The sequence below is a fragment of the Leifsonia sp. genome (assembly GCF_051955155.1).
In the GTDB taxonomy this organism is placed as follows: Bacteria; Actinomycetota; Actinomycetes; order Actinomycetales; family Microbacteriaceae; genus Leifsonia.
The window spans coordinates 1-25684 of the sequence record NZ_JBQCGZ010000165.1; the positions used below are offsets into that span (position 1 = coordinate 1).

Annotated in this window: 27 protein-coding genes and 1 tRNA gene; 13 read left to right on the forward strand and 15 right to left on the reverse strand. The window is 71.4% G+C overall.

Going from position 1 to position 25684, the window contains the following annotated elements; all coding sequences use genetic code 11:
• Window positions 1-79: 79 nt before the first annotated feature.
• Window positions 80-1753: an HAD family acid phosphatase gene (locus ACTHMF_RS17495; protein ID WP_440319386.1), complete on the reverse strand. Its 1674-nt coding sequence runs from the start codon at window positions 1751-1753 to the stop codon at window positions 80-82.
• A gap of 301 nt (window positions 1754-2054) precedes the next feature.
• Between ACTHMF_RS17495 and ACTHMF_RS17500 the strand changes: the two genes are divergently transcribed.
• Complete coding sequence (locus ACTHMF_RS17500) at window positions 2055-3335, forward strand: SufS family cysteine desulfurase (RefSeq protein WP_440319388.1); 1281 nt, start codon at window positions 2055-2057, stop codon at window positions 3333-3335.
• Window positions 3332-3772 carry a Fe-S cluster assembly sulfur transfer protein SufU gene (gene sufU / locus ACTHMF_RS17505; protein ID WP_440319390.1) on the forward strand — a complete coding sequence of 147 codons (441 nt, stop codon included), beginning with the start codon at window positions 3332-3334 and terminating at the stop codon, window positions 3770-3772. The genes ACTHMF_RS17500 and sufU overlap by 4 nt, the downstream gene beginning before the upstream one ends.
• 13 nt (window positions 3773-3785) lie before the next feature.
• Here the strand turns inward: sufU and ACTHMF_RS17510 are convergent, their stop codons facing one another.
• The 5 genes from ACTHMF_RS17510 to ACTHMF_RS17530 form a co-directional block, all read right to left on the reverse strand.
• Window positions 3786-4067 (reverse strand): hypothetical protein, encoded by a 282-nt coding sequence (locus tag ACTHMF_RS17510; RefSeq protein WP_314148782.1) that lies wholly within the window; start codon window positions 4065-4067, stop codon window positions 3786-3788.
• Between the two features lie 75 nt (window positions 4068-4142).
• Window positions 4143-4889, reverse strand: a complete 747-nt coding sequence (locus tag ACTHMF_RS17515) for an amino acid ABC transporter ATP-binding protein (protein WP_440319392.1) — start codon at window positions 4887-4889, stop codon at window positions 4143-4145.
• On the reverse strand, window positions 4886-5746 hold the full coding sequence (locus tag ACTHMF_RS17520; protein ID WP_314148784.1) for an amino acid ABC transporter permease: 861 nt from the start codon (window positions 5744-5746) through the stop codon (window positions 4886-4888). Before ACTHMF_RS17520 ends, ACTHMF_RS17515 begins: the two co-directional genes overlap by 4 nt.
• Window positions 5747-5762: 16 nt before the next feature.
• Window positions 5763-6623 carry an ABC transporter substrate-binding protein gene (locus tag ACTHMF_RS17525; RefSeq protein WP_440319394.1) on the reverse strand — a complete coding sequence of 287 codons (861 nt, stop codon included), beginning with the start codon at window positions 6621-6623 and terminating at the stop codon, window positions 5763-5765.
• A 51-nt stretch (window positions 6624-6674) separates the two neighbouring features.
• Entirely contained in the window at window positions 6675-7169 is a 495-nt protein-coding gene (locus ACTHMF_RS17530; protein WP_440319396.1) for a MarR family winged helix-turn-helix transcriptional regulator, read from the reverse strand.
• Between the two features lie 39 nt (window positions 7170-7208).
• On the opposite strand from ACTHMF_RS17530, the gene ACTHMF_RS17535 reads away from it, so the two are divergent.
• Window positions 7209-8120 (forward strand): EamA family transporter, encoded by a 912-nt coding sequence (locus ACTHMF_RS17535; protein WP_440319398.1) that lies wholly within the window; start codon window positions 7209-7211, stop codon window positions 8118-8120.
• On the opposite strand, the gene ACTHMF_RS17540 is transcribed toward ACTHMF_RS17535, so the two are convergent.
• Window positions 8030-8998: a Dyp-type peroxidase gene (locus tag ACTHMF_RS17540; RefSeq protein ID WP_314148788.1), complete on the reverse strand. Its 969-nt coding sequence runs from the start codon at window positions 8996-8998 to the stop codon at window positions 8030-8032. The genes ACTHMF_RS17535 and ACTHMF_RS17540 overlap by 91 nt on opposite strands.
• Before the next feature lie 363 nt (window positions 8999-9361).
• Between ACTHMF_RS17540 and ACTHMF_RS17545 the strand changes: the two genes are divergently transcribed.
• From ACTHMF_RS17545 to ACTHMF_RS17555, 3 genes are all read left to right on the forward strand, one after another.
• Complete coding sequence (locus ACTHMF_RS17545) at window positions 9362-10657, forward strand: quaternary amine ABC transporter ATP-binding protein (protein WP_440319400.1); 1296 nt, start codon at window positions 9362-9364, stop codon at window positions 10655-10657.
• Complete coding sequence (locus tag ACTHMF_RS17550; RefSeq protein ID WP_440319402.1) at window positions 10654-12366, forward strand: ABC transporter permease/substrate binding protein; 1713 nt, start codon at window positions 10654-10656, stop codon at window positions 12364-12366. The genes ACTHMF_RS17545 and ACTHMF_RS17550 overlap by 4 nt, the downstream gene beginning before the upstream one ends.
• Before the next feature lie 65 nt (window positions 12367-12431).
• Window positions 12432-13310, forward strand: coding sequence for a metal-dependent hydrolase (locus ACTHMF_RS17555; protein WP_440319404.1), 879 nt, complete (start codon window positions 12432-12434; stop codon window positions 13308-13310).
• Between the two features lie 103 nt (window positions 13311-13413).
• Here the strand turns inward: ACTHMF_RS17555 and ACTHMF_RS17560 are convergent, their stop codons facing one another.
• Together ACTHMF_RS17560 and ACTHMF_RS17565 are read right to left on the reverse strand one after the other, a co-directional pair.
• Window positions 13414-14190 carry a nuclease-related domain-containing protein gene (locus tag ACTHMF_RS17560; protein ID WP_440319406.1) on the reverse strand — a complete coding sequence of 259 codons (777 nt, stop codon included), beginning with the start codon at window positions 14188-14190 and terminating at the stop codon, window positions 13414-13416.
• 64 nt (window positions 14191-14254) lie between these two features.
• Window positions 14255-14437, reverse strand: coding sequence for a hypothetical protein (locus ACTHMF_RS17565; RefSeq protein ID WP_314149118.1), 183 nt, complete (start codon window positions 14435-14437; stop codon window positions 14255-14257).
• 109 nt (window positions 14438-14546) lie between these two features.
• Between ACTHMF_RS17565 and ACTHMF_RS17570 the strand changes: the two genes are divergently transcribed.
• Window positions 14547-14810, forward strand: a complete 264-nt coding sequence (locus ACTHMF_RS17570) for a hypothetical protein (protein ID WP_314149117.1) — start codon at window positions 14547-14549, stop codon at window positions 14808-14810.
• A gap of 7 nt (window positions 14811-14817) precedes the next feature.
• Here the strand turns inward: ACTHMF_RS17570 and ACTHMF_RS17575 are convergent, their stop codons facing one another.
• Together ACTHMF_RS17575 and ACTHMF_RS17580 are read right to left on the reverse strand one after the other, a co-directional pair.
• Window positions 14818-16185 (reverse strand): cryptochrome/photolyase family protein, encoded by a 1368-nt coding sequence (locus ACTHMF_RS17575; protein WP_440319432.1) that lies wholly within the window; start codon window positions 16183-16185, stop codon window positions 14818-14820.
• A 14-nt stretch (window positions 16186-16199) separates the two neighbouring features.
• Complete coding sequence (locus tag ACTHMF_RS17580) at window positions 16200-16838, reverse strand: MBL fold metallo-hydrolase (protein WP_314149116.1); 639 nt, start codon at window positions 16836-16838, stop codon at window positions 16200-16202.
• A 174-nt stretch (window positions 16839-17012) separates the two neighbouring features.
• On the opposite strand from ACTHMF_RS17580, the gene ACTHMF_RS17585 reads away from it, so the two are divergent.
• Together ACTHMF_RS17585 and ACTHMF_RS17590 are read left to right on the forward strand one after the other, a co-directional pair.
• Window positions 17013-17936 (forward strand): diacylglycerol kinase family protein, encoded by a 924-nt coding sequence (locus ACTHMF_RS17585; RefSeq protein WP_440319409.1) that lies wholly within the window; start codon window positions 17013-17015, stop codon window positions 17934-17936.
• A gap of 88 nt (window positions 17937-18024) precedes the next feature.
• Window positions 18025-18100, forward strand: a tRNA-Glu gene (locus ACTHMF_RS17590).
• A gap of 277 nt (window positions 18101-18377) precedes the next feature.
• Here ACTHMF_RS17590 and ACTHMF_RS17595 read toward each other — a convergent pair.
• The 3 genes from ACTHMF_RS17595 to ACTHMF_RS17605 form a co-directional block, all read right to left on the reverse strand.
• Window positions 18378-18935: a hypothetical protein gene (locus ACTHMF_RS17595; protein WP_440319410.1), complete on the reverse strand. Its 558-nt coding sequence runs from the start codon at window positions 18933-18935 to the stop codon at window positions 18378-18380.
• Window positions 18936-19099: 164 nt separating this feature from the next.
• Entirely contained in the window at window positions 19100-19753 is a 654-nt protein-coding gene (locus tag ACTHMF_RS17600) for a hypothetical protein (RefSeq protein ID WP_440319411.1), read from the reverse strand.
• A 221-nt stretch (window positions 19754-19974) separates the two neighbouring features.
• Window positions 19975-21336, reverse strand: coding sequence for a glycosyltransferase (locus tag ACTHMF_RS17605; protein WP_440319413.1), 1362 nt, complete (start codon window positions 21334-21336; stop codon window positions 19975-19977).
• 70 nt (window positions 21337-21406) lie between these two features.
• Between ACTHMF_RS17605 and ACTHMF_RS17610 the strand changes: the two genes are divergently transcribed.
• Window positions 21407-22063 (forward strand): TetR family transcriptional regulator, encoded by a 657-nt coding sequence (locus tag ACTHMF_RS17610; RefSeq protein WP_440319414.1) that lies wholly within the window; start codon window positions 21407-21409, stop codon window positions 22061-22063.
• 18 nt (window positions 22064-22081) lie between these two features.
• Here ACTHMF_RS17610 and ACTHMF_RS17615 read toward each other — a convergent pair whose 3' ends face one another.
• Window positions 22082-22303, reverse strand: a complete 222-nt coding sequence (locus tag ACTHMF_RS17615; protein ID WP_440319416.1) for a KTSC domain-containing protein — start codon at window positions 22301-22303, stop codon at window positions 22082-22084.
• A gap of 183 nt (window positions 22304-22486) precedes the next feature.
• On the opposite strand from ACTHMF_RS17615, the gene ACTHMF_RS17620 reads away from it, so the two are divergent.
• The 3 genes from ACTHMF_RS17620 to ACTHMF_RS17630 are packed head-to-tail and all read left to right on the forward strand — an operon-like array spanning window position 22487 to window position 25681.
• Window positions 22487-23587, forward strand: a complete 1101-nt coding sequence (locus ACTHMF_RS17620; protein ID WP_314149108.1) for a TerC family protein — start codon at window positions 22487-22489, stop codon at window positions 23585-23587.
• The gene (locus tag ACTHMF_RS17625; protein WP_314149107.1) at window positions 23584-24393 is read left to right on the forward strand and encodes a PP2C family protein-serine/threonine phosphatase; all 810 of its coding nucleotides are present in this window, start codon (window positions 23584-23586) and stop codon (window positions 24391-24393) included. The genes ACTHMF_RS17620 and ACTHMF_RS17625 overlap by 4 nt, the downstream gene beginning before the upstream one ends.
• Window positions 24394-24400: 7 nt before the next feature.
• Entirely contained in the window at window positions 24401-25681 is a 1281-nt protein-coding gene (locus tag ACTHMF_RS17630) for an FHA domain-containing protein (protein ID WP_440319419.1), read from the forward strand.
• The last annotated feature ends 3 nt before the right edge of the window (window positions 25682-25684 follow it).

Genomic DNA, 25684 nt, shown 5'->3' on the forward strand with positions numbered 1-25684 from the left:
CCGGAAACCGCCGAGTACGCAGATTATCTTCGTAATAGGCGGGTGGGGGGGGGTGGGGGCGGGTGGGGTCAGGGGAGGGTCAGGGGAGGTAGTAGGTGGGGTTGGGGAGCTTGATGGAGCGGTCCGCCGAGCCGCCGATCAGGTCGCTGTACTGGTCGCCCAGGTTCGCGACGATGTCGTAGCCGCCTCCCGCTGCCGATTCGATGTGGGCGCGGGTCTGCGACTTGTACTCGATGGTCGTGCACTTCGCCGCGGCGCAGTGGATGTACGCGGGCTGCTGGGAGGCGCCGACGCCGGTCCACTTCGTGTAGAAGTTCGCCGCGGTGAACCCGGTGTAGCCGACCTTCGCCAGGTTGCCGAGCGTCGCCGCCTTCTGGTCGTCGTTGCGGCCGGTCAGCCCGATGATCGTGCAGCCGGAGCGCTGCGCCAGGTTCGCGAGCGTCGTCATCCCCGGGGTCGCGGGGAAGCGCTCCTCCTGCACCCAGACATCCTGCTCGGCCGGGTTGAAGGTGAAGTGCATGTCTGCCACCTCCATGTCGTACGTCCAGAGCGTCGTGTCGTCGGTGTCGAGGACGACGGCGGGGTTCTTGTGCAGGCGCTTCTCGACGGCGCAGGTGGCCGCGAGCGCCGGCAGCGTGCGAGCCACGATCGAGCGCAGCTCCCGGATGTACGGAGAGCTCGTCTTGTCCGCGATGCCGGTGCCGGGGTCGCCGTAGTAGGTGGCGATCGTCTTCTTGACCGAGTCGATGTTCGGGATGCCCTCGCCGCCCTGCGTCGCGCCGCTGGAGCCGTCCGCCGCCATCCGGAAGTGCGTGCGGGGTGCCAGCTGCGGCTCGTGCACGCCGGGCAGGTCGGGGGAGGGCAGGTAGTACGTGGGGTTCGGCAGCTTCAGCGCCCGCTGGGCGTACCCGCCCTGCAGGTCGGACCACTGGTCGCCGACGTTGAGCGTGATCGTGTAGCCGAGATCCTGGATGTGCTTGCGCGTGAGCGCCTTGTACTCCACCGTGGTGCACTTCGCGGTCGCGCAGTGGATGTAGGACGGCTGCTGGGAGGCGCCGGCGCCCGTCCACTTGGTGAAGAAGCGGTCGTTCGTGAACGCGGTGTAGCCGACCTTCGCCAGGTTGCCGAGGGTCGCCGCCTTCTGGTCGTCGTTGCGGCCGGTCAGGCCGAACACGGTGAAGCCCATCGCGGCCGCCTGGTCGACGAACGAGACCATCCCGGGGGTCGCGGGGAAGCGCTGGTCCTGCACCCAGACGTCCTGCTCCGCAGGGTCGAAGGTGAAGTGCATGTCCGCGACTTCCATGTCGTACGTCCACAGCGTCGTGTCGTCGGCGTCGAAGACGATCGCGGGCTTCTGGCCGCGGTGCACAGCGCGGTCGTACATCGCCTTCAGCTGCGCCTTCTCGCGCGACAGGATGCCGGTTATCTCGGTGATGTACGGCGAGTGCGTCTTGTCGGCGATGCCGGTGCCGGGGTCGCCGTAGTAGGTGGCGATCGTCTTCTTCACGGAGTCGATGTTCGGGATGCCCTCGCCGCCCTGCGTCGCGCCGCTTGAGCCGTCCGGCGCCATGACGAAGCTGGTGCGCGGCGCGAGCTGGCGCTCGCCGCCGGAGCCGTGCCCGGGGTCCCACGCCTGCGCCGGCGTCGCGCCGATGGCGCCGACCGCGATGGCGAAGGTCGCTGCGGCGGCGGTCGCGATGGTGCGCAGCCGGGACCGGCGCGGGCGGGAGGGGGAAGAGGAATCGGTCAGCACAGCGTCACCACACCTTCGTCGAGCCTGTCGGCCCCTGAACGGGGGCCGAGGTGAGGCTATCAGCACGACCGCCGTGCGTCGCAATACCCGCGGATTGCAGGGCGGCGTGACACGGCGGAACGGCTGCACGGACGAGCTGTGTCGGAAGGGAGGAATCCTGGGCCGACACGCCGGCATCCTGCGGGGATGGGAGGATCTTCCGCGGCGGATTCTGCGGGGAGTCCTCCGGTCCCCGCACGCCGCCGTGCGCCGCAATACCCACGGCGGGATTGCAGGAGGGCCCGGTAGTGTTGACCACCGTATGCGCACCGACACCCTCGACCCGGTCCGTCTCCGAGCGGACTTCCCGATCTTCGCCCGCGAGGTGAACGGTCACCCGTTCGTGTACCTCGACTCCGGGGCGACCTCGCAGAAACCGTCGCAGGTGCTGGATGCGGAACGCGCGTTCGCCGAGCGGTACACCTCCGCCGTGCACCGCGGAGCGCACACCGTCGCCGGGGAGGCGACCGAGATCTTCGAGGACGCCAGGGCGCGGGTCGCCGGCTTCGTCGGTGTCGCGCCGGAGGAGCTGGTCTGGACCTCCAACGCGACCGAGGGCATCAACCTCATCGCCTACGCGATCTCCAACGCCTCGCTCGGGCGCGGCGGCCAGGCGGCCGAGCGCTTCCGGCTCGGAGAGGGCGACGAGATCGTCGTCACCGAGGCCGAGCACCACGCCAACCTCATCCCGTGGCAGGAGCTCGCCGCACGCACCGGGGCGACGCTCCGGGTGATCGGGCTGACCGACGACGGCCTCCTGCGCCTCGACCAGGCGGCCGAGCTGATCGGCCCGCGCACGAAGGTGGTCGCGTTTGCGCACGTCTCGAACGTGCTCGGCGCCATCGCCCCCGTCGCCGAGCTCGTCGCCCTCGCGCACGAGCACGGCGCGCTCGTCGTGCTCGACGCCTGCCAGTCCGTCCCGCACCTCGCGGTCGACCTGCCGGCGCTCGGCGTCGACTTCGCGGTGTTCTCCGGCCACAAGATGCTCGGCCCGACCGGCGTCGGCGCGCTGTACGGCCGCTCCGAGCTGCTGAACGCGCTCCCACCGTTCCTCACCGGCGGCTCCATGATCACGACCGTGACGCTCGAGAAGGCGGAGTACCTGCCGGCGCCGCAGCGCTTCGAGGCGGGCACGCAGCGTGTCTCGCAGGCGGTCGCGCTCGCCGCGGCCGTCGACTACCTGGACGGCGTCGGGATGCGCGCGATCGAGGAGCACGAGGAGGCCCTCGGCGCACGGATGCTCGCCGGCCTCGCCGAGATCCCCGGCGTGCGTGTCCTCGGCCCCGGCCTCGGCGTCCCGCGCGTCGGCCTCGCCAGCTTCGTCGTCGACGGCATCCACGCGCACGACGTCGGTCAGTTCCTCGACGACCGCGGCATCGCCGTCCGCGTCGGCCACCACTGCGCGCAGCCGGTGCACCGCCGCTTCGGCGCGACCGCGAGCACGCGGATCAGCGCCTACCTGTACAACACGGCGGACGAGGTGGATGCGGCGGTCGCCGCCGTCGCGGACACCCGCGCGTTCTTCGGGGCGCTCGAGGCATGAGCGACCTGCAGAGCCTCTACCAGCAGGTCATCCTCGACCACGCGCGCGAGAAGCACGGCTTCGGTCTGCGAGAGGACGCGGCGGCGACCTCGCACCAGTACAACCCGACCTGCGGCGACGAGGTCACGCTCGGCGTGCATCCCGGGGCGGACGGCCGCATCGAGGCGATCAGCTGGGAGGGCCACGGCTGCTCCATCTCGACCGCGTCGGCGTCGCTGCTGAGCGACCTCGTCCACGACGCCGACCGCGCGGAGCTGGCGGCGGCGGTCGCGGCGTTCCGCGAGCTGATGCAGTCCAAGGGTGCACTGGAGGGCGACGAGGAGGTGCTCGGCGACGCGGTCGCGCTGGCCGGCGTCTCCAAGTACGTCACGCGGGTCAAGTGCGCGATGCTCCCGTGGGTCGCCCTCGAGGACGCGCTCGCCAAGTCCTCGCTGTAGCTGAACGGCCGGACTAGGGGACGGGCGCCAGGTCCACCTCGTCGGCGATCGCCTCCAGGGCGGACGGCAGGGACGGGAAGGTCGTGCCGTAGACAAGGCCGGACGGGCCGGCGGCGGTCCACGCCCGCTCGCCGCGCGCGACGCGTCCCACCAGGTACCTGCGGTGCCCGCCGAGCACCTGCCGCTGCGCGATCGGGAGGGTGAGCGGGAACGCGTAGACGTCGCCCTGGGGGCTGACGACCAGCTCCCAGCGGGCGCGGCCGGGGTTGAACTTGCTCGTGAAGATGCGCGACATGATCGCCTTGTTCTACCGTGTCGGCGATCACGGTCGCCACGAAGATGACGACCTGTTGCGGCAGGTTGCGCGGCGCTACGAGACCCAGCCGGAGAACCGCGACAGGAAGGCCCTGGTGCGCGGCTCGCGCGGGTCCTCGAAGAGCTGCTCCGGCGGTCCCTGCTCGGCGATCACACCGCCGTCCAGGAAAACCACGCGGTCGGCGACGTCCCTGGCGAACGCCATCTCGTGCGTGGCCATGACGATGGTGGTCCCGGACGCCTTGAGCTGCTGCACCAGCTCCAGCACCTCGCCGACGAGCTCCGGGTCGAGGGCGCTCGTCACCTCGTCCAGGAGCAGCAGCTCGGGGTTCGTGGCGATGGCCCGCACGATCGCGGCGCGCTGCTGCTGCCCGCCGGAGAGCCGGTCGGGGAACTCCTTCGCCTTGTCGCCCAGCCCGATGTCGTTCAGCAGCCGCCTGCCGGTCTCCTCTGCCTGCGCGCGCGGGATGCGGTGCACGCGCCGGGAGGCGAGGGTCACGTTGTCGAGCACGGACAGGTGCGGGAACAGGTTGTAGTGCTGGAAGACGACCCCGACCCGGGCGCGCACGCGGTCGGCGTCGACGCGCGGGTCGCTGATGTCCTCGCCGCCGAGCAGGATCTGGCCGTCGTCGATCCGCTCCAGCAGGTTGACCGTGCGCAGCAGGGTCGACTTGCCGGAGCCGGACGAGCCGATCAGCGCGACCACCTCGTGCCTGTCCACCGCCAGGTCGATGCCGCGCAGCACCTCGGTGTCGCCGAAGCGCTTGCGGACGCCGATCAGCTGCAGCACGCTCGCGGTCATACGACGCTCCCGATCTGCTCGCGGCTGCGCACCCGAGCGGAGTACCAGTCGGTCAGCCGGATCATCGGCAGGGCGAGCACCACGAAGAGCAGCCCGGCCAGCACGTACGGGGTGAAGTTGTAGGTGGCCGCCGTCTCGATCTGCGCGGCGCGGACCGCGTCCACCGCGCCGAGCACGGAGATCAGGCCGACGTCCTTCTGCATGGCGACGAAGTCGTTCATCAGCGCCGGCGTGACTTTGCGCACAGCCTGCGGCAGGATGACGAGCCGCAGGGTCTGGGCGTGGCTGAGGCCGAGCCCGCGCGCGGCGAGGCGCTGCGAGGGGTGCACGGCCTCGATGCCGGCCCGGAACACCTCAGAGACATACGCGGAGTAGACCAGCACCAGCGCGATGGTGCCCCAGAACTCCGGTGGCATCCGCGGGAAGACGCCGAGGCCGGGGAGCCCGAAGCCGACCAGGTAGAGGACGATGAGCAGCGGCATCCCGCGGAACAGATCGGTGTAGCCGGCGGCGAGGGCGCGAAGCGGGAAGAAGATCGGGCCGCGGAGCGTGCGCAGCGTGGCCAGCAGGATGCTGACGACCAGCACGCCGATCGCGGAGAAGATCAGCACGCGGATGTTCAGCAGCAGACCGTCGAACACGCGCGGCCAGGCCTGGACGGCGACGGCGGGGTCGAGGAAGGTCTGCTGCACGCGCGCCCAGCCGGGCGTGTTGATGACGAACACCCAGGCCAGGACGGCGACCACGAGGGTGCTGACCAGGCTGATCAGCACCGAGCGCGTGGTCTGGCGCTTGCGGAAGCGCCGCCGGTCGAGCTCGATCGCGCTCGGCGCGGCGACGGAGGGGACTGTGCTCACCGTGCCACGGTAGCGGCTACTTGAGCACCGGTGCGTCGCCGTCGGCCGCCAGCCACTTCTGGGCGAGCTCGTCGAGCGTCCCGTCGGCGCGCAGCGCGTCGACGGCGGCGGAGACCTTCTTGGTCAGCGGGCTGCCCTTGGCGAGCACCAGGCCGAACTCGTCGCCCTTCTGCCCGGCGACCTTGGGCAGCTGGCCGACGATGACGCCCTTCTTCAGCTCGGCGTCGCGCAGGTAGAAGGCGGTCGGCAGGTCGACGACGATCGCGTCCACCTGCTTGCTCTCCAGCGCCAGCTTGGCGTCGTCGTTCGAGTTGAACGCCTGCACGCCCCCGGTCGGCGCGATCGACTTCTCGGCGGCGTCGAAGCTGGTGGTCGCCGACTGCGCACCGATCGTGAGCTTCTTCAGGTCGGCGAGCGACGTCGCCTTCGCCGCGGGGGAGTCCTCGGTGGTCACGACCGCCTGCGTGGTCTCGTAGTAGGGCGAGGAGAAGTCGACGGCCTTCTTGCGCTCGTCGGTGATCGAGAACTGCTGCAGGTTGAAGTCGAAGGTCTTCGGTCCGGGCGCGATCGCCTGGTCGAAGGTGGTCCGCACCCAGGTCACGTCGTCCTTCGCGAAGCCGAGCTTGCCGGCGACGGCGTACGCCACGGCGGCCTCGAAGCCCTTGCCGGACTCCGGCTTGTCGTCCTGCACCCACGGCGAGTACGCCGGCTCGGCGGTCGCGATCGTGAGCTTGCCCTGGTTGACGTAGCCGAAGTCGGCAGAGCTGGTGCTCGCGCCGGAGCCGCCTCCCGAGCCGCCGGATGAGCAGGCGGCGAGGGCGAGGGCGGCGGCGGTCGCTGCGGCGGCCGCGACGAGGAGACGGCGGGTGCGGGTCATCCTCCGAGCTTCCCGTACCGGCTGGAGCGTCGGCAACTTCTTCTCGCCGTGTTACGGCAGCCGGGCCAGCCAGAGGGTCAGGATGCGCTCCAGTTCGGCCGCGTCGGCCGGGTCCAGCTGGTCGAGCAGGCGCCGCTCGTTCGCGAGGTGGGCGGTGACGGCGGCGTCGATCCGCTCGCGGCCGAGCTCGGTGAGTGCGACGACCCGGCCGCGGCCGTCCCGCTCGGAGCTGCGCCGGGTGACCAGCCCCGCCGCCTCCAGGCGGTCGATCCGCTTGGTCATCCCGCCGGTGGTGATCATCGTGTGCTCGGCGAGCTCGCCCGGCGTTCGCTCGTACGGGGCGCCGGCGCGACGGAGGGTCGCCAGCACGTCGAAGTCGCCCTCGCCGAGGCCGTGCTCCCGGTAGACGGCGACGAGCTCGTCGGTCAGGAGCGCCGCGACGCGGTGCAGCCGGCCGATCACGCCCTGCGGCGCGACGTCGAGGTCGGGGCGCTCGCGGCGCCACTCCTCCTGGATGCGGGCGACGTGGTCGGGGGTGTCGGTCATGACTCCACTATAGCTTCCGTGGAAGGTATAGTAACTTCCATGGAAGCTAAATGGCGTTGGATGCTCGTCACCGCCCTCGCCCCGATCGCCTGGGGCTCGACCTACGTCGTGACGAGGGCCGTGCTGCCCGACGTCCCGCTCTGGGGTGCGGTGCTGCGCGCGCTGCCGGCGGGGCTTCTCCTGCTCGCGGTGTCCAGGCGGCTCCCGCACGGTGTCTGGTGGTGGCGTGCCGCGCTGCTCGGTGTGCTCAACACCGGCGGCTTCTTCGTGCTCGTCTACGCGGTGGCCCAGCGGTTGCCGTCGGGCATCGCGGCCACCGTGATGGCCGTCTCGCCGCTGGCGATGATGGGCTTCGGCTGGCTGCTGCTCGCCCGGCGTCCGCGCGCGGTCGCCATCGCCGGCGGACTGGCCGGCGCGGCCGGCGTCGCGGTCATGCTGTTCGGGGGCACCGCCGTCGATCCGCTCGGCGTGCTCGCCGCGCTCGCGGCGATGATCCTCTCCGCGATCGGCTACGTGCTGGCGACCCGCTGGAGCGACGTCGACGTGCTCGCCTCGACCGCCTGGCAGCTCGTCGCCGGCGGGCTGCTCGTGCTGCCCGCCGCGCTGATCGTGGAGGGGCCGCCGCCCGCGCTCGACGGACCGGCGCTGGCCGGGTTCGCCTACGTCTCGCTCGTGGCGACCGCGGTCGCCTTCCTCGCCTGGTTCTCCGGTCTGCGCCGGCTCGGCCCGTCCACCGCCGGTCTGATCGGCCTGCTCAACCCCGTCACCGGCGTCGTGCTCGGCGCCGTCGTCGCGGGGGAGACCCTCACGCCGCGGCAGCTGATCGGGCTCGCGATCGTGCTCGCCGGAATCGCGGTCGGTCAGTCCGCGAGCGCCTCCAGGAAGCCGCGGGTCGGCACGAAGAAGGTCGTGCCGGTCGCGGCCGTGGAGAAGTCCAGGATGCGGTCGTAGCTGCCCGCGGGCTCGCCGACGAACATCCGCTCCAGCATCCGCTCGATCACCCAGAGCGCGCGCGAGTAGCCGATGAAATAGGTGCCGAACTCGCCGCGGCCCGGCGCGCCGAACGGCATGTTGTCGCGCAGGATGTCGTGCTCGACGCCCGCCTCGTCGGTGATCGTCGCGAGCGTCTTGTGCGCCTTCTGGCCGTGCTCGACGTCGTCCAGCTCGATGTTCTCGACCTTGGTGCGCCCGATCACGCTCTCCTGCGACGGCACGGGAAGCGCGTTCCAGGCGGCGAGGTCGTGCAGGTACTTCTGGACGACGACGTAGCTGCCGCCGGCGTGATCGGGGTCCTCGTCGCCGACGATCGCGGCCGACCCCATGTCGCCGCCGGTCGGGTTCGCCGTTCCGTCGACGAAGCCGAGCAGGTCGCGCGAGTCGAAGTAGCGGAAGCCGGACACCTCGTCCACCACGGTCACGGCGTCGCCGAGCGCGTCCAGCAGCTGCCGCTCGAACTCGAAGCAGAAGTCGCCGCGCTCGGCGCGGATGTGGAACAGCAGGTCGCCGGGGGTGGAGACGGCGGTGTGCACCGGGCCGCGGATCTCCCGGAACGGGTGCAGCTCGCGCGGCGGCGTCGCACCGGTGATCCGCTTCCAGAGGTCGGCGCCGATCCCGGTGTTGCACGAGAGGTGGGCGTTCAGGTCGCGGAAGCCGACCGTCTTGACCAGTCCCGAGATGTCGGAGAGCACATCCCTCACGGTGGCGACCGCCTCGTCGGTCGGCGCGACCGTCAGCACGAGGAAGACCGCCGCGCGGGAGAGCGGAGCGTCCACGCTCTGCGGCTCGATCGGTACGCGCTGCCAGGGGTGGTCTCCGGTGCTGTTCGCCATGAGCCAACTCTGCCCGAGAACGGCGCCGGACCGGTAGTCGGCGGCGCCGCGGGATGTGCGTCCTCACACGATCGATTGGCGCTCGCTGCAAGCATCCTGATAGCGTCGAAGGCGCCCCGGTGTGCCGAACGGCACGGGACGGGGCCGTGAACCAGCCCGCGATCCTCGCGCTGCGTGGCCGCACAGGTGGCCCGGTGCGGGACCGTATGGTCGGCTGGCGTGGGCGCACCCCGATGGTCGCGCCAGCGGAGGGATTCGCGCGGATGGTCCGCGCTCGAGTCCCGGCTTCCGCCGCACGCACCGACCCGGGCGCAACCACTGAGCGCGAGCCGCCGCAGGGTGTGCGCGCGCCGCGGAGTGAACGTGAGCGAGTCTGTCGCCGTCGAGGCGAGGAATGTCTTCAAAGTCTTCGGACGCAAACCGCAGGAGGCCGTGCGCCGCCTGCGCGACGGGGCGAGCAGGAAAGAGGTGGCGAGCCTCGGGACGGCCGCCGTCATCGATGCGAGCCTGACCGTCAACCGCGGCGAGATCTTCGTCGTGATGGGCCTCTCCGGCTCCGGCAAGTCGACGCTGATCCGCCTGCTGAACGGCCTGCTCGAGCCGACCGCCGGCGAGGTCTCGGTGATGGGCACCACCATCACCGGCGTCTCCGCCAAGCGCCTGCGCGAGGTGCGGCAGCGCCACATCTCGATGGTGTTCCAGCACTTCGCGCTGCTGCCGCACCGCACGGTGCTCGACAACATCGCGTACGGACTGGAGGTGCAGGGCACCCCCGCAGCGGCGCGTCGCGCGAAGGCGGAGGAGGTGCTCGAGCTGGTCGGCCTCTCCGGCTGGGGCGACAAGCTCCCCGGCGAGCTCTCGGGCGGGATGCAGCAGCGCGTCGGCCTCGGGCGGGCGCTCGCGGCGGACACGGAGGTGCTGCTGATGGACGAGGCCTTCTCCGCGCTCGACCCGCTGATCCGCCGCGAGATGCAGGAGCAGCTGATCGAGCTGCAGGCGAAGCTCGGCAAGACCATCGTCTTCATCACCCACGACCTCAACGAGGCCATGTTCCTCGGCGACCGCATCGCCGTCATGCGCGACGGCCGGATCGTGCAGACCGGGACCCCGGAGGAGATCCTGACCGATCCCGCCAACGACTACGTCGCGAGCTTCGTGCAGGACGTCGACCGCGCCCGCGTGCTCACCGCCGCGAGCGTGATGGAGCCCGCCCGCGCGCTCGTCACCGTCGCAGGCGGACCGCGCGCCGCGATGCGCACGATGCGCGACCTGCAGACCTCCGCCGCCTTCGTCGTTGGCCAGGGCCGCCGCCTGCTCGGCGCCGTGCGCGACCGCGACGTGATGCGCCAGGTGCGCGACGGCCGCAGCGACCTCGCCGAGGTCATCCGCGAGGACATCGCCTCCGTCTCGCGCGACGAGGTGCTGAGCGAGCTCGTGGAGCCCTCGGTCGGCAGTGCGCTGCCGCTCGCGGTCGTCGACGCCCAGGAGCGGCTGCTCGGCGTCATCCCGCGCGTCACGCTGCTCGCGGCGCTGGGCAACGTCTCCAGCGACACCACCGAGATCCCGGTGATCGTCGAGCCGCCCGCGACGGTCCCCGTCGACGCGATGACGCTCGCCCTGAGAGAGACGGCCGGCGAGTCCGAGGAGGTGACCGCGTGAACATCCGCATCCCTCTCGGCGACTGGGCGTCGCACGTCGTCGACTTCGTCACGACCACCCTCGGCGGCTTCTTCGACGTCGTGCGGGTGGTGTTCACCGGCCTGTACGACGGGATGGACTGGCTGCTGCAGACGCCGCCGTTCTGGGGCGTCATCCTCATCATCGCGATCCTGGCGGTCTGGCTGCGCGGCTGGCTGTTCGGCGCGGGAACCGTGGTCGGCCTGCTGGTCATCGCCGGCATCGACCAGTGGGACAACGCGATGGACACCCTCGCGCTCGTGCTGGTCTCCGCGGCGATCGCGATCGCGCTGAGCGTTCCGCTCGGCATCCTCGCCGCGCGATCCAAGACCGCCTCGGCGATCATCCGGCCGGTGCTCGACTTCATGCAGACGATGCCCGCGTTCGTGTACCTGATCCCCGCGCTGATCCTGTTCCGCGTCGGCGTCGTGCCCGGCATGGTGGCGACGATCGTGTTCGCGATGGCGCCGGGCGTCCGGCTCACCGAGCTCGGCATCCGCGGCGTCGACAGGGAGCTGGTCGAGGCCGGGCGCGCGTTCGGGTCGCCGCCGCGGCGCATCCTGCGCCAGATCCAGCTGCCGCTGGCGATGCCGTCCATCCTGGCCGGCGTCAACCAGGTCATCATGCTCTCGCTCTCGATGGTCGTCATCGCGGGAATGGTCGGCGCCGGCGGGCTCGGCCGCGACATCGTCCAGGCGCTGAGCCGCGTGGATGTCGGCCTCGGCTTCGAGGCGGGCGTCGCGGTCGTCATCCTGGCGATCATCCTGGACCGGCTGACCGCCGCCGTCGGCCGTGCCCGGCTGCGGATGCCGAAGCGCGCGCTCGCGGTGCTCGGCGCCGGCCTGCTCGTCGTGATCGGCGGGACCGCGGTCACCGCCGCGTCCACCGCGGGAGGCGACAAGGGCACCGTGAAGGTCGCCGTCTTCAACGGCTGGCCGGAGGGCGAGGCCGCCTCGTACCTGTGGAAGCACGTTCTGGAGCGCGAGGGCTACGCGGTCGACTTCGAGTACGCCGACGCCGGCCCGGCCTTCGCCGGGCTCAGCACCGGCGACTACGACGTCGCGTTCGACGGCTGGCTGCCGACCACGCACGCCGAGTACATGAAGAAGTACGGCAAGAGCCTCACCGATCTGGGCGCCTGGAACGACGAGGCCAAGCTCACCATCGCCGTGAACAAGGACGCGCCGATCGACTCGCTGGACCAGCTCGCCTCCCACGCCGGCGACTTCGGCAACCGGCTGGTCGGCATCGAGCCCGGCGCCGGCCTCACCGAGGCGACCCAGAAGAAGGTCATCCCGCAGTACGGCCTCGGGAAGCTGGACTTCGTCACCTCCTCCACCCCGGCCATGCTCGCCGAGCTGACCGCGGCCATGAAGAAGGGCGACGACATCGCGGTGACGCTGTGGCGGCCGCACTGGGCGTACGACGAGTTCGACCTGAAGGACCTGAAGGACCCGAAGAACACGCTCGGGACGGCGGAGTCCATCCACTCGATCGGCAGCTCGGACTTCCCGTCGAAGTTCTCCGAGGTCGCCGACTGGGTGAAGAAGTTCCGGCTGAAGTCCGACCTGCTCTACTCGCTCGAGAACGCGATGTTCAACAGCGGGGCGGACGCGAAGGACTACGACCGGATCGTGTCGGCGTGGATGGACGAGCACGCGTCGTACGTCGACGCGCTCACCGCGGACTGACGCGGCGGCGGCGCCGTGGCGGCCGCCCGCCCGGGACGGCCGGCGACGCCCGTAGGCTGGAGGGCATGAGCCTGCCCAGCACGGACACCGTCGTCGGCTATCCCGACGGCGACGTCGTCTCCACCGGAACCGTCGTCCACGTCGAGCCGTTGCCGGACGGGAGGGCTGCCGTGATCCTCGACCGGACCGCCTTCCACCCGGTCGACCCGGTCTGGCCGGACCAGCCGGCCGACACCGGTTCGATCGCCGTCGACGGCGCGAGCAGGCCGGTCGTGGATGCGGTCGTCGGCGCGACCGACGGGACCGTGCTGCACGTCGGCGACGCCCCGGTGCGCACCGGGACCGAGGGCTGGACGTTCGTCGTCTGCCACCTCGTGGACGACGCGACCGGACTCGAGCCGGGGACGCCCGTGACGGTCACGGTGGACGCCGACCAGCGGCACGCGCTCTCGGCAGGCCACACCGCCTGCCACCTGGCCTCGCTCGCGCTGAACGAGGCGCTCGCCGGGCTGTGGACGAAGGAGGTGGCGGTCGACGGGCGCGGGAACCCGAACTTCGACCAGCTCGCGATCACCTCCTCGCGCATCCTTCCGTTCGGGTCGGTGGACGAGTACCGGATCGGCAAGAGCCTGCGCAAGAAGGGCTTCGCCGCCGCGGAGCTCGCCGGCCGGATCGCCGAGGTGCAGGCGGCCGCCAACGCGCGGCTCGCGGCCTGGGTCGCGGCCGGGGCCGAGGTCCCGGTTGCGATCGTCCGCGACGGCGACGGCCTGGGGGAGCGGCGGCGCTGGCGCGCGGACCTGCCGGACGGCGTCGTCGAGATCCCGTGCGGCGGCACCCACCTGCGCTCGCTCGCCGAGCTGGACGGCATCGCCGTCGCACTGGACCTCGCGGAGGCCGAGGGCGCGCTCGCCCTCACCATGCGGACCACCGCGACCCCCGCGTAGGGGTTTCGCGCGTCGCGTCGCGTCGCGCCGCGATCGGTCGCGACACGCCGCGTGCGCGCTCCTCAGGCGGCGTTTCGCGACCGCTCGCCGCGCGCGAGCGGTGTCAGTGCGGGAGGAAGGGGAGGCTGACGGCGAGGACGCCGAGCGCCGCCGCGAGGCACCAGCCGAGGCGGACGAGGTGCGCGGCCCGCACCTCGCGCTCGATGCGCGCGAACCGCTCCGCCGTGTCCTCGTCGGACTCCAGAGGCCGCCAGGTGGCCGGGTCGTCGACGAGACGCACCACCGCGTCCACGGTACCGGCGTCCAGCACGGCGGGCCGCCGCGTCAGCCAGCGCACCAGCCCCTCCGCCCGCACCACCGCGACCCGGCGCGGCTGCTGGCGCACCGTCAGCTCCCGCACGCCGACCAGCGCGACCACGGCGCTCACCGGCGCGACGACCCCGGCCCGCGCGAGCACGCCGCGCACGCGGGACGCCTCCAGGTCCGAGTTGCGCAGGTGCGTCGTCTTCTGGCCGGCGACCAGGAGCGCACGCTCGCCCACCCAGACCCGCTGGCCGCGGTGGTGCTTGGTGTTGACGACGAAGACACCGCCGGGGCCGACGATCAGGTGGTCGACGTCCGCCTCGCCTGCGCCGACGGGCAGGGCGTGGAACACCCGCCAGCCGGCCGGCAGCGCGGCGAGCAGCTCGCCGACCCTGCGCTCGCCGACGGCGCCGGCGAACCACGGCTGCGCCGCGTCGTCCAGCGGGGTCACTCCCAGGGCGCGGGCCAGCGGCGAGCGCGGCGGGGCGGCATCGTGGAGGCGGACGACCTGCTCCATCACGGCGGCGCCGGCGACCCGGTCGCTCATGCGCCTCGCGCGCCGTCTCGTCTGCTCCACCGCGCCAGCGTACGGACGCTGCAGCGCGTCGCCCCAGTCCCAACTGGGGGAGGGCCGCCGCGGCCTACCCCTGGCCGGGTGCCCCCTTGGTGCGGGGCAGGTTCTCGTCGCCCGGCAGGCGCTCCTCGAGCGAGTCGTTGCGGTCCGCGACGGTCTCCAGCCGGTCCTCGTCGGTCTCGCCGAGGTCGGCCACGGCCTCTTCGAGGTCGTCGGCGCTGCGCGGGTCGTCGGTGTGCTGGTCGTTCATGCCGCGCACTGTACGCTGCGACTCCGCGCGCGCCGAGCGTGCGGCGCGTCGACCGACCGGAGCGCAGGGCCTTGACGGCCCTCGCACTCGGCGGGCTACGATGCGGCCCATGAGCCGCATCGAAACCGGGATCGTCTCCTACACGCTCTCCGGCGACTATTACGCCCGCGTCGGCGCCGACTTCGACACCGAGGCCGTGGACGACGCGATCCTCGCCGAGCTGAACAGGATGCTGCCCTCCGGCATCATCGTCGAGCGCAGCGGCCGCGTGCTCGCGGACGAAGACCGCGCGGACGAGGCGCGGGCCATCGATTGGCCCGCGCTGCTGCAGCGCATCGACGTCGACCAGATCCTGGCCGACCACGCGCGCTGAGCGCGGTTCAGCGTGACCGCTTGACCGTGTCGTACGCCGCGAGCGCGGCGCGCCGGGTCTCCGCCAGGTCGACGATGGGCTCCGGGTAGTCGTCGGTGTCCCACTCCGGCGTCCAGCGCCGCACGTAGTCGCCGTGCGGATCGAACTTCGTGCGCTGCAGCTCGGGATTGAACACCCGGAAATACGGAGCGGCGTCGGCGCCGGACCCCGCGATCCACTGCCAGTTGAAGGGGTTGCTCGCCGGGTCGGCGTCCACCAGCGTGTCCCAGAACCACTCCTCGCCCTTGCGCCAGTCGATGAGCAGGTTCTTGACCAGGAACGACGCCGTCACCATCCGCACCCGGTTGTGCATGGATCCGGTTCTCCACAGTTCCCGCATTCCGGCGTCCACCAGCGGGATGCCCGTGCGACCCTGCTGCCAGGCCCGCAACGATGCCGGATGCAGGCGGGGCCACGGAAAGGAGTCGTATTCGCGATGGATGTTGACGGTCGCCAGGTCGGGATGCTCGAACAGCGTGTGATACGCGAACTCGCGCCAGCCGAGCTCGGAGAGGAAGGTCGCTGGCCCGTAGCCCGGCACGTCCGCGCGCGCCCGGGCGGTGGCGTGCCAGACCTGATGCGGGCTGAGCTCGCCCCAGCGCAGCCGGGGCGAGAGGCGCGAGGTCGCGGCGATCCCCGGCAGGTCCCTGTCGCGCCGGTAGTCGGCGACGTTCTGGTCGAGGAACGCGGCGAGGTCCTGGTGTGCCTGGGCCTCGCCCGGCGTCCAGGTCTCGCGCAGGCCGTCCGCCCAGTCGGGATGCGTCGGCAGCAGGCCGAGCTCGTCCAGCTGCCGGCCGCCCGGCCGGGCGGCGGGAGACAGCTCGCGCGGCCTCGGCAGCGGTCGCCGGGGTTCCGGCGCTGCCAGGCAGGCGCGCCAGAACGGCGTGTAGACCGAGAACGCCGTCCCGGCTCCGGTGCGGATCGTCCACGGCTCGTGCAGCAGGGAGGCGGCGAAGCTCGTCGCCTCGATCCCGGCCGCCCGTGCAGCGGACTTGACCGCCTCGTCGATGCGTCGCTCGGCGCCGCCGTACCGGCGGTTCCAGAAGACGGCGGCGGCGTCGACCTCCGCGAGCAGCTCGCCGACGACGCGCTCCGCCGGGCCGCTGCGGATCAGCAGCGCCGCACCGGCGTCGCGCAGGTCGGCGTCGAGCGACGCCAGACTGTGGTGCAGCCACCACCGGGCGGCGCCGCCGGGCGGCCGGAGACCGGGGGACCGGTCGTCCCAGACGTACACGCAGAGCACCGGCCGGCCGGAGTCGGCGGCCGCGCGCAGGGCCGGGTTGTCGGCCATCCGCAGGTCGTCGCGGAACCAGACGACCGCGGGCCGCCCGTCCACCGCCCGGCCGGTCGTCACAGGTCGATCGAATCGCCGGGCTCGAGCGCCAGGTACTCTCCGCCGTTCTGCTCCGTCGCCCACTGGATGCGCGAGCCCGCGAGGTCCTTGCCCGCACGCGACAGCACCATCTCGTGGGTGGCGAAGCTGCGCTTCGGCTTCACCGCGAGCACGTAGTCCATCGTCTCGGCCATCTTCATCCAGGGTGCGCCGGCGGGGGCGGCGAGGACGTCGACCTCGACGCCCTCGGGGACGACGAACGAGTCGCCCGCGTAGTAGAGCTGGTCGTCGATCAGCACGCCGAGGTTGTCGACGACCGGGATGCTCTCGTGGATGACCGCGTGCTTTCCGCCGAAGAAGCGGAGCGTGAAGGGGCCGGCTTCGACGGTGTCACCGGCGTGCACGACCGTGATGTCGAAGTCGGTGGCGGCGGTGGCGACGCCCTCCGGGGCGTAGATCGGCACCTCGCCGTTCAGGTCGAGGATGCGCTTGAGCTGCTCGGGGGTCCAGTGGTCGGCGTGCTCGTGGGTGATCACGACGGCGACGGTGTTGCCGGTGTCGGTCAGCGGGGAGGTGAAGTTGCCCGGGTCGACGAACAGCTTCTTCCCGGAGTCCTCGAGGAGCAGGGCGGCGTGTTCGAACTTGGTCAGTCTCATATCGGTAATCCTCTCCCATGCGCCCCCGCGTCCCGTGACGGGACCTCCGTCGCGGACCCTCCCATCGAAGCCGGACGGCGGGCGCGGGTGAATACCCGTACGGGTACCCGGTCCGACACTGCGCCGGGGAGCGGGCGGGCTAGCGGGACGCGATGTGTCATAGTCGTCAGCACTGTGTCAGAAGCATCCACCCCGCCGTCGCCGTCGCGCACCATCGTCGTCGCCGTCAATCCGATGGCCTCGTTCGGGCGCCGCCGCGAGGTGGGGCCGCGCGTCGTCGAGCGGCTGCGGGTCGCCGGGCACACGGTGGTCGACATCGACGCTCCGAACATCGAGCTGCTGCGCAGGGAGGCGGCCCGCGCCGTCGAGGACGGCGCCGACGCGCTGGTGGTGGTCGGCGGCGACGGGATGGCGAACCTGGGCATCAACATCGTCGCGGGAACGGACGTGCCGCTCGGGATCGTTCCGAGCGCCACCGGCAACGACCTCGCGGGCGGCCTCGGCATCCCGGTCGGCGACACGGAGGCTGCCATCGACACGCTCCTGCGCGCGATCGAGTCCGAGCCCCGCCGGATCGACGCCGGCCTGATCCGGCACGGCGGCCTGACTACCTGGTTCGGCGCGGTGCTCTCGGCCGGCTTCGACGCGACGGTCAACGAGCGCGCCAACCACATGACGCGTCCCAAGGGCCCGAGCCGCTACATCTTCGCGCTGCTGTTCGAGCTGGCGACCTTGCACCCGCGTCCGTACACGATCGTCGCGGACGGCGAGACCATCCGCACCGACGCGATGCTGGTCTCGGTGGCGAACAACCGGTCGCTCGGCGGAGGGATGCGCATCGTCCCGCACGCGGACCTCGCCGACGGCAGGCTCGACCTGTTCGTGGTCACCAGGATGTCCCGGCCGCGCTTCCTGCGGATGTTCCCGAAGGTCTTCCGCGGCGAGCACGCCGACCTGCCCGAGGTGTCCTTCCGAGCGCTGCGCTCGGTGCGCATCGAGGCGGAGGGCGTCGTCGCGTACGCGGACGGCGAGCGGATCGGCCCGCTGCCGGTCGAGCTGACCGTCGCGCCGGGCGCCCTGCTCGTGCTCGCCCCCTGACCTGGGAATGTGCCGCGACACTCCCGGGATGGCCGCCTCGTTTTGGTCCGGACAGGCCACCTGTGGCATGATCATTGAGTTGCAAAACGGCCCCATCGTCTAGCGGCCTAGGACGTCGCCCTCTCACGGCGGTAACGCGGGTTCAAATCCCGCTGGGGTCACCATCGCCCGCTTCCCTTGATTTACAAGGGAAGCGGGCTTTTTTCGTACTTGTCAACGGATGACGAAAAGCCGGCGCCGTGGCAACACTTTGGCAACGTTCGATTTCATACCAGGGTCATCCCGTGCGATGGCAACGGCGTACAGGCATCTTCGAAGAGGTCGGCGTCGACATCGAGGGTGAGCTGGCCGGGGCATGGCCGAGCATCCGCTGCTCATCACTCCGAAGGATGAACTGGTCACCGATGAGAATCTGGTTCTCCTGCTTGCGGGGGCTTGTATCTAACTCTGAGGGTTGAAAGAGGCCGCTGCGGCCAGCCGTCGCAGGCCACTTGTGTCGTCGACGCTCGCCGCAAGCGGGTCCTCGATTGCGGCGGAGTACGCCATGAAGAGCTTGTTGCGCTCCTTGCGTAGAAGTCCGTCTCCGACGCGATCGGAAATTCGGATCATCGAGGAAAGAACGGCGAAATCCTGGAGATGCCGCTGACGCAACGGGTCAGTGACGAGGCCATACGCATACGCCTTGGCGATCAGTGCTCCTTGGAGGGTCGGACGGAAGATCGTCGCGGCGACACCCTGCAGCGAGACTTCGAGTGGCTCGGCGCGGTGGAGTACGTTCTGCGCGCCGGGAGTCTCCAGGGTTGTGCCGCCGCGAACGCCGACTCGCTTGGCCCTCTCGCCAATGCCTTCAGGGAGCAGGATGTCGATCTGGCCGTGGTCCTGGTTCACCCAGCGATGCTGATGACCCTGCCAATCTTGGCCGTCGGGTTCGAAGCCCGAGTCGACGAGCGCCTGAGTGAACTGGATCATGATGTCCGGATGCGCCCGGATGTCGAGCACGGCGTCACCGTCGTCGGTGGGGCGTACCGGCTCCACCTCGCGTTCCCAACACCAAAGTTGGACCATCTGGCCACCGACCAAGCACCACCCACTGGGGAGGCGACGCGCCACAGCGATGATCCCGCGCCACGATGCTTGCTGGCGCGGAGTCATAGCCGGTAGTTCTAGCGCTGCCATTGGACACCCTCCATCAGCTCGAGGGCACGGCCATCTTCGCGTGGACGGTTCCAATCGATGAGATCCGCGATGACGAACCCGAGGGGGATTGGCGCAGCGGGAAGGTGCTCGACCACGTGGAGGCGGATGTTGGGTGCGTCGGAATCGAGAAGGAGGTTGTCGCGAAGGAAGTCGTCGAGCGCGGAGGCCGCGACGTATCCCTCGAATTCGCGAGCTGAGGAGATGCCGGCCCGCTCGTCGCTGATGCCCGACGCGACGACTCTCACGTCGGAGGAGATTTCAGCAATGTCGGCAGGATTGGCTGCTACGGCAACCACACGGAGCTGCCGAGAACGTAACCACGAGTGCAGCAGGCTCAGGGGTGAGGCTTCGCTTCGCAGGCGTTCGATGTAGCGATCGAGGAAGTGGCGCTCCTGTGCATCGAGCTCGAGCTCTTCGTTGGACATCGCTCCGATCACCAGGCGGGCCATCTTCGGGCTCAGCGGGCGGCTGATCGCCGGCCGGTGATTGACCTCCCGCTGGTCGATCGCCCACGAACGGCCGATGCGCTTCGCCTTGATCTGCCCTGAGCTGATGAGGGCGAGCGCGCGCTGCCGAGAGATCCCACGAGCCTGGGCGTATTCGGACACACTCAACTGCATTGAACAAATATAGTCAAATGACAACAGAAGATCAATCGCTCTCGAGCGCGCCGACCGGTCGCCTGCAGAGCGCTTGACGGCTCGGACCAGCCCGGGCTGCGGGCGAGTTCCAGCCCGCCGTCGACGTGACGCGTGGCGGCGCTGGCTCCGGCGTAGCGCCCGGACGACGCACGAGAAGGGTTCGGACTGGCAGCTCGCCCGGAACGGACCGACTAACCGCCCTACCGCCCCCGTTCGGTACGTCCCGCCCCCGCTCGCGCATCCACATCCGTCCCGGGAAGGCCCACGCCCGATCCGGCCGCCTCGCGGACCGCGCGCTCGAGGCCGTCCAGGCCGGAGGCGGAGCGGATGTCGGCGCCGATCGCGGCGGAGCGCTCGGCGTAGGAAGGGGTGGAGAGGACCGTGCGGACCGCGGCGGCGATCGCGGCCGGCTGCGGGCGGTTCGTGCGCAGCGAGACGCCGACGCCCGACCAGGCGACGCGGGCCGAGACCTCGGTCTTGTCCTCGGTCGTGCCTGCCACCACGATCGGCACGCCGTGCTCCATCGCGTAGTGGATTCCGCCGTAGCCGCCGTTCGTGACGTAGGCCGAGGTGCGCGGGAGCAGCCGGTCGTACGGCAGGTAGGGGGCCACGCGCGCGTTGGCCGGGAGGCCGCCGGCGCCGAGCGCGTCCACCGACCGGCCGCCGGTGCTCGCGACCACCCAGACGTCCTCGCCGGCGAGCGCGTGGATGGTCGGCAGCACCAGCTCGCCGAAGTCGCGGTTCGCCACGGTGCCCTGCGTGACGTGGACGACCGGGCGGCCGTCGTCCAGGTCGCCCCACCACGCCGGGAGCGGTGCGTCGGAGGCCTGGGTGCGCGAGACCGGCCCGACGAAGTGCAGAGGGACGCGCACGTCCGTCCTCGGGTATTCGAACGCGGGCACCGTGAACTGCACGACCGCGTCCGCGTGCGACGGCCAGTCCAGGACGAATCCGTCCAGGCCCGTCCCCGCCGCCTCGCCGACCCGGCGGGCGGCGCGCTGCACCGGCGCGAACACGCCCCGCTCCGCCACCACGGTCAGTGCGGCGTTGCGCATCCGGCCGAGCGCGCCGGGCCGGGGCGGGATGCCGAGGCCGAACGGCGCGGTGTCCCTGCTCTTCACCCCGAGCGGGACGATGCCGAGGTTGACGACGGCGGGCCGGCCCGCGCGCGGCCGGGAGCTCAGGAAGGCGGCGCCGAGGAACAGGCTCTCGGCGAGCACGACGTCGATGCCGAGGTCGCGCACGGCGGCGTCCACCGCCGCGAGCTGGGCGCGCGCGGGGCGCAGGAAGATCTCCGTCATGTCGTAACGGATCCCCGCGGGTCCGGTCAGGCCGACGCGGCCGGGGAAGGCGGCGTCCACGTCGGTGTCGTCGTAGTCCGCCTCCGCGGGGAGCGGCAGCGGGTGCGCGCCGGTGGCGGCGGCCCGGGCGAGGTAGCGGGCTCCGGTGAGGAAGTGCACGTCGTGGCCGCGCTCCACGAGCGCGCTGCTGACCGCCAGCAGCGGAGTGACGTGCCCGTGGACGGGCGTGCTGCAGACGAGGATGCGGAGGGGGCTGGTCATGGTCGGACTTCTTTCGGGTAGAGTCGAATAAACGTTAACAGTATTCACTACACGCGAAAGGTAGTCAATAGTGGCCGCCACCCGTCCCTACCGGTCGTCGCTGCGCCAGGAGCAGGCTCAGCAGACCCGGCGCCGCATCCTCGAGGCCGCCGCCGAGGTGTTCTCCGCGCGCGGCTACGCAAGCGCGTCCCTCGCCGACATCGCGGCCTCCGCCGGGGTGTCGGTCGAGAGCGTCAAGGTGCACGGCCCGAAGCGGGCGCTGCTGCTCGCCTCCTTCGAGCTCGCCTTCGGCGGCGAGGCGGGGGAGGCGTCGCTGACCGAGCGACCCGAGATCGCCGCCATCGCCGCCCTGGCCGATCCGGAGGAGCAGCTGGCCGCGCTGGTTCCGCTGATCGCGACGGCGAACGCCCGCACCAGCGGGCTCTGGGCCACATTCACCGCCGCGGCGCGGGATGACGCCGAGGTCGGGGCGGCCCTCGCCGGCCTCCTGGAGCGCAGGCACGCCGACTACGGCCGGCTGGTCGACCTGCTCGCCGAGCGCGGGATGCCGGGCGCGGCCGGGCTCGACGCGGCCGGGCGCCGCCGGCTCGCCGATGCGCTCTCGTTCGTGATGTCGCCCGAGGGCCAGCAGCAGCTGGTCGGCGAGACCGGCTGGAGTCAGGAGGCGTACGCCGCCTGGCTGCTCCAGGCGGTCCGCACGCTCGTGCGCGCGGCGGGGGAGCGCTAGGGCGCCGGGACGCCCCCGTCATGTCGCGTGCGGAAGCCACTCCTCCGGGTAGACGTCCCTGATCCGCTCGGCGAAGTAGCGCCCCGGCGACGGCGCGGCGCGCAGCTCCCGCCAGACCCGGCCGGGCACCAGGCGGTAGCAGTAGACGCCGCCGGAGGTGAACTCCACCTCGAGCGTGCTCGTGCCGGGGTCGTAGCCGGCCGAGACGATCGCCGAACTGTCGAAGGGCTCCCTGCGCACACGGCGACGATACCCCGCGCCGTCCGGTAGACTGGCCCCTCGCGAAGGGGAGTATCCCGGAGGGCCCGACACGGGCCCGCGCTGTGCACGTCATCACGGTCCATCGGGCCCGGGCACAGCGGCGCCGACGGCGCGGGAGAGACTTTCGGGTCCGTTCACCGACCCTCCGAAAGGCTCCATCGCATGGAACTCGCTCTCCCCGCCTGGTTCGAGATCGGCAGCTTCGTCGTGTTGCTGCTCGTACTCGCGTTCGACCTGCTCTACGTCTACAAGCGGCCGCACATCCCGAGCCCCAAGGAATCGGCGCTGTGGGTGTCGTTCTACGTCGCCCTCGCGCTGGTGTTCGCGCTGCTGATGCTGCTGATCGGCGACGCCGAGCACGCCGGTCAGTTCCTCGCCGGCTGGCTGACCGAGTACAGCCTGAGCATCGACAACCTGTTCGTCTTCGTGATCATCATGGGCAGGTTCGCGGTGCCGAGGAAGTACCAGCAGGAGGTGCTCATGGTGGGCATCATCCTGGCGCTGGTGTTCCGCGGCGTCTTCATCCTGCTCGGCGCGAGCCTGATCGCGAGCTTCAGCTGGATCTTCTACCTGTTCGGAGCGTTCCTGCTCTGGACGGCCTTCAACCAGGCCTTCGGCGACCACGACGAGGAGGGCGAGAAGGACAGCTGGTTCGTCCGGTTCACCCGCAAGCGCCTGAAGGTGTCCGACCAGTACGAGGGCAACAAGCTGCGCACCACCGTGAACGGGCGCAGGATGTTCACCCCGCTGATCATCGTCTTCCTGGCGCTCGGCACCACCGACCTGCTGTTCGCGCTCGACTCCATCCCGGCCATCTTCGGCATCACGCAGAGCCCGTTCATCGTCTTCACCGCGAACGTGTTCGCGCTGATGGGGCTGCGGCAGCTGTACTTCCTGCTCGGCCACCTGCTCGACAAGCTGGTGTACCTCAAGTACGGCATCGCGTTCATCCTGGCGTTCATCGGCGTCAAGCTCGTCTTCCACGCGATGCACGAGAACGAGCTGCCGTTCATCAACGGCGGCCAGCACATCGAGTGGGCGCCGGACATCGACACCTGGACGTCGCTCGCCGTCATCATCGGCTCCATGGTTGTCGCTACCATTGCAAGTCTGGTGAAGCTGCGTCTCAGCGGAACCACCGTCGCCGAGGCCATCCACGGCGACGGCAGCGACGACGATGGCGGCGCTGCGGCGGGGACCGGATCGACCGGCCCTGACGCGGAACGCCCCCGGCAGCACACCCCGGAGGACCCCAGCACATGACATCTCTCGTCGGCGTGACCAGCCGCAGCGACACCGGTGCGGTGAGGCACGTCAACGAGGACAGCATGCTGGCGCAGGACCCGGTCTTCGTCGTCGCGGACGGCATGGGCGGGCACGCGAGGGGCGACCTGGCGAGCCGCACCGCTGTCGAGAGCCTGGCGCGCACGCTGGTGTCCGGCACGGTCCCGACGCCGGACGAGGTGATCGCGGCGGTCGACGAGGCCAACGCGGCCGTGCGCGCGCTCTCCAGCGCCGACGAGTCGGGGGCCGCCGTCGCCGGGACCACGCTGACCGGCGTGGTCCGCGTCCGCGTCCCGGAGCGCGCGAGCGAGGAGTGGATGGTCGTCAACGTCGGCGACTCCCGCGTCTACGAGTGGAACGGCCGCGACCTCCGGCAGCTGACCGTCGACCACTCCGCCGTGCAGGAGCTGGTGGACGCCGGACTCATCACCGCGGAGCAGGCGGCCGTGCACCCGGAGCGCAACGTGATCACGCGCGCGCTCGGCGCGGAGGACTTCGTCGACACCGACAGCTCGTTCGTCCCGGTCGCCGGCCGTCAGGTGTTCCTGGTCTGCTCGGACGGGCTCACCAGGGAGCTGAGCGACGAGCGGATCGGCGCGATCCTCGCCGAGCACCCGGACGATCCCGCGGCAACGCTGGTCGAGGCGGCCGTCGAGGCGGGCGGGCACGACAACGTCACCGTGATCGTGGTTGAATCGGAGACCGGGGATGACGCCCGGACTCCTGCCGACACGCTCGACAGGCCGACCGGCCGGGCGTTCGACGACACGCAGCCGAGGGAGTAGTCCGCACGTGTTCGAGGTGCAGCAGGCGACAGCCGGGGAGTGGGCGGTTGTCGCCGCCGCCGGACGGGCGCTGCTCGTCGCGTCGACGGACCGCGAGGCCCTGGTGCGGTACCACCGCGCCGTGCGCGCCGGCTTCGCCGAGACACTGGACGCGCTGGTCGCGGACGGTCTGAGCAGGACCCCGGCCTTCGGGCTGCTGGAGACCGACGGCGCCGGAGGGCTGCTCGCCGTGCGCGGCAGCGTCGGCGCGCGCGTCGCCGACCCGGAGGGCGAGCGGGACGTGCACGCCTCCTCCGTGTCGTCGTGGGTCGAGACGCCGCTGGGGCGCGCGGCCTCCGTCGCGCTCGGCGAGCCGGTCGCCGCCGGCCTGCCGCTGGCCGACGGGGTCGTGCGGGCCGCGGGCGTCGCCTGGCGCGCGGAAACCGCCACCGAGCCGCAGCGGCAGCCCGCGACCCGGTCGCGGATCACCGAGCCGGTCCTGCTGGAGGCGGAGGACCCGACGCCCGCGGACGTGCCGACCCAGGTGATCGTCTCCGTGCAGCCGGTCGCTGTCGGCGGCGAGCAGCCGGCGGCCGTCGACGCGCCGACGCGCATCCCGGAATCGACGATCGCCGAGGCGCCGGAGCGCGAGCAGTCCGAGCGCGACGCGTCCGAGCTCGACCCGACCGACCCCGATTCGTCCGTGCCGGACGAGCCGGCCGAGGCGCCCGGCTACGACCACCTGTTCGGCGCGACGATGATGCGCGGCATCGAGGAGGCGGCGGTCCGTCCCGACGCGGTCGAGGAGGACGGGCCCGGCCGCATCGACCTGCCCGGGTTCATCACCGACTCCTTCCCGTCTCCGTCCGCCGTCGGCGACCACGACGGCCTCACGGTGTTCAGCGGCGACCTGCCGCAGCGCCCCGCGGCCCGGCCGGCCGCACCCGCCGAGCCGGCGGACGCCCCCCTGAGCTACCGGCTCGCGCTCTCGGACGGGCGCACAGAAGGTCTCGTGGCCCCCGTGATCGTCGGCCGTGCGCCGAGCGCCGGCGCCTTCCCCGCGCTGCGCGGCGCGCGCCCGGTGACGCTGACCGGCGCCGAGGACGACATCTCCCGTTCGCACGTCGCCATCGCCGTCGAGGGCGACAGCGTCGTCGTCACCGACCTGCACTCGCGCAACGGCACCATGATCGTGCTCCCGGGCAAGAACCCGCAGAAGCTGCGTGCCGGCGAGCCGACCACCGTCGTCGCCGGGACCGTCGTCGACCTGGGCAGCGGAGCGACGCTGACCGTCGAGGCCGGCGCATGAGGA

What these genes read in the sequence shown, in the direction of transcription:
- ACTHMF_RS17500 (WP_440319388.1), top strand. Translation starts at nt 2,055, where the DNA reads ATGCGCACCGACACCCTCGACCCGGTCCGTCTCCGAGCGGACTTCCCG.
- sufU (WP_440319390.1), top strand. Translation starts at nt 3,332, where the DNA reads ATGAGCGACCTGCAGAGCCTCTACCAGCAGGTCATCCTCGACCACGCG.
- ACTHMF_RS17510 (WP_314148782.1), bottom strand. Translation starts at nt 4,067, where the DNA reads ATGTCGCGCATCTTCACGAGCAAGTTCAACCCCGGCCGCGCCCGCTGG.
- ACTHMF_RS17515 (WP_440319392.1), bottom strand. Translation starts at nt 4,889, where the DNA reads ATGACCGCGAGCGTGCTGCAGCTGATCGGCGTCCGCAAGCGCTTCGGC.
- ACTHMF_RS17525 (WP_440319394.1), bottom strand. Translation starts at nt 6,623, where the DNA reads ATGACCCGCACCCGCCGTCTCCTCGTCGCGGCCGCCGCAGCGACCGCC.
- ACTHMF_RS17530 (WP_440319396.1), bottom strand. Translation starts at nt 7,169, where the DNA reads ATGACCGACACCCCCGACCACGTCGCCCGCATCCAGGAGGAGTGGCGC.
- ACTHMF_RS17535 (WP_440319398.1), top strand. Translation starts at nt 7,209, where the DNA reads ATGGAAGCTAAATGGCGTTGGATGCTCGTCACCGCCCTCGCCCCGATC.
- ACTHMF_RS17540 (WP_314148788.1), bottom strand. Translation starts at nt 8,998, where the DNA reads ATGGCGAACAGCACCGGAGACCACCCCTGGCAGCGCGTACCGATCGAG.
- ACTHMF_RS17555 (WP_440319404.1), top strand. Translation starts at nt 12,432, where the DNA reads ATGAGCCTGCCCAGCACGGACACCGTCGTCGGCTATCCCGACGGCGAC.
- ACTHMF_RS17565 (WP_314149118.1), bottom strand. Translation starts at nt 14,437, where the DNA reads ATGAACGACCAGCACACCGACGACCCGCGCAGCGCCGACGACCTCGAA.
- ACTHMF_RS17570 (WP_314149117.1), top strand. Translation starts at nt 14,547, where the DNA reads ATGAGCCGCATCGAAACCGGGATCGTCTCCTACACGCTCTCCGGCGAC.
- ACTHMF_RS17580 (WP_314149116.1), bottom strand. Translation starts at nt 16,838, where the DNA reads ATGAGACTGACCAAGTTCGAACACGCCGCCCTGCTCCTCGAGGACTCC.
- ACTHMF_RS17600 (WP_440319411.1), bottom strand. Translation starts at nt 19,753, where the DNA reads ATGCAGTTGAGTGTGTCCGAATACGCCCAGGCTCGTGGGATCTCTCGG.
- ACTHMF_RS17605 (WP_440319413.1), bottom strand. Translation starts at nt 21,336, where the DNA reads ATGACCAGCCCCCTCCGCATCCTCGTCTGCAGCACGCCCGTCCACGGG.
- ACTHMF_RS17620 (WP_314149108.1), top strand. Translation starts at nt 22,487, where the DNA reads ATGGAACTCGCTCTCCCCGCCTGGTTCGAGATCGGCAGCTTCGTCGTG.
- ACTHMF_RS17625 (WP_314149107.1), top strand. Translation starts at nt 23,584, where the DNA reads ATGACATCTCTCGTCGGCGTGACCAGCCGCAGCGACACCGGTGCGGTG.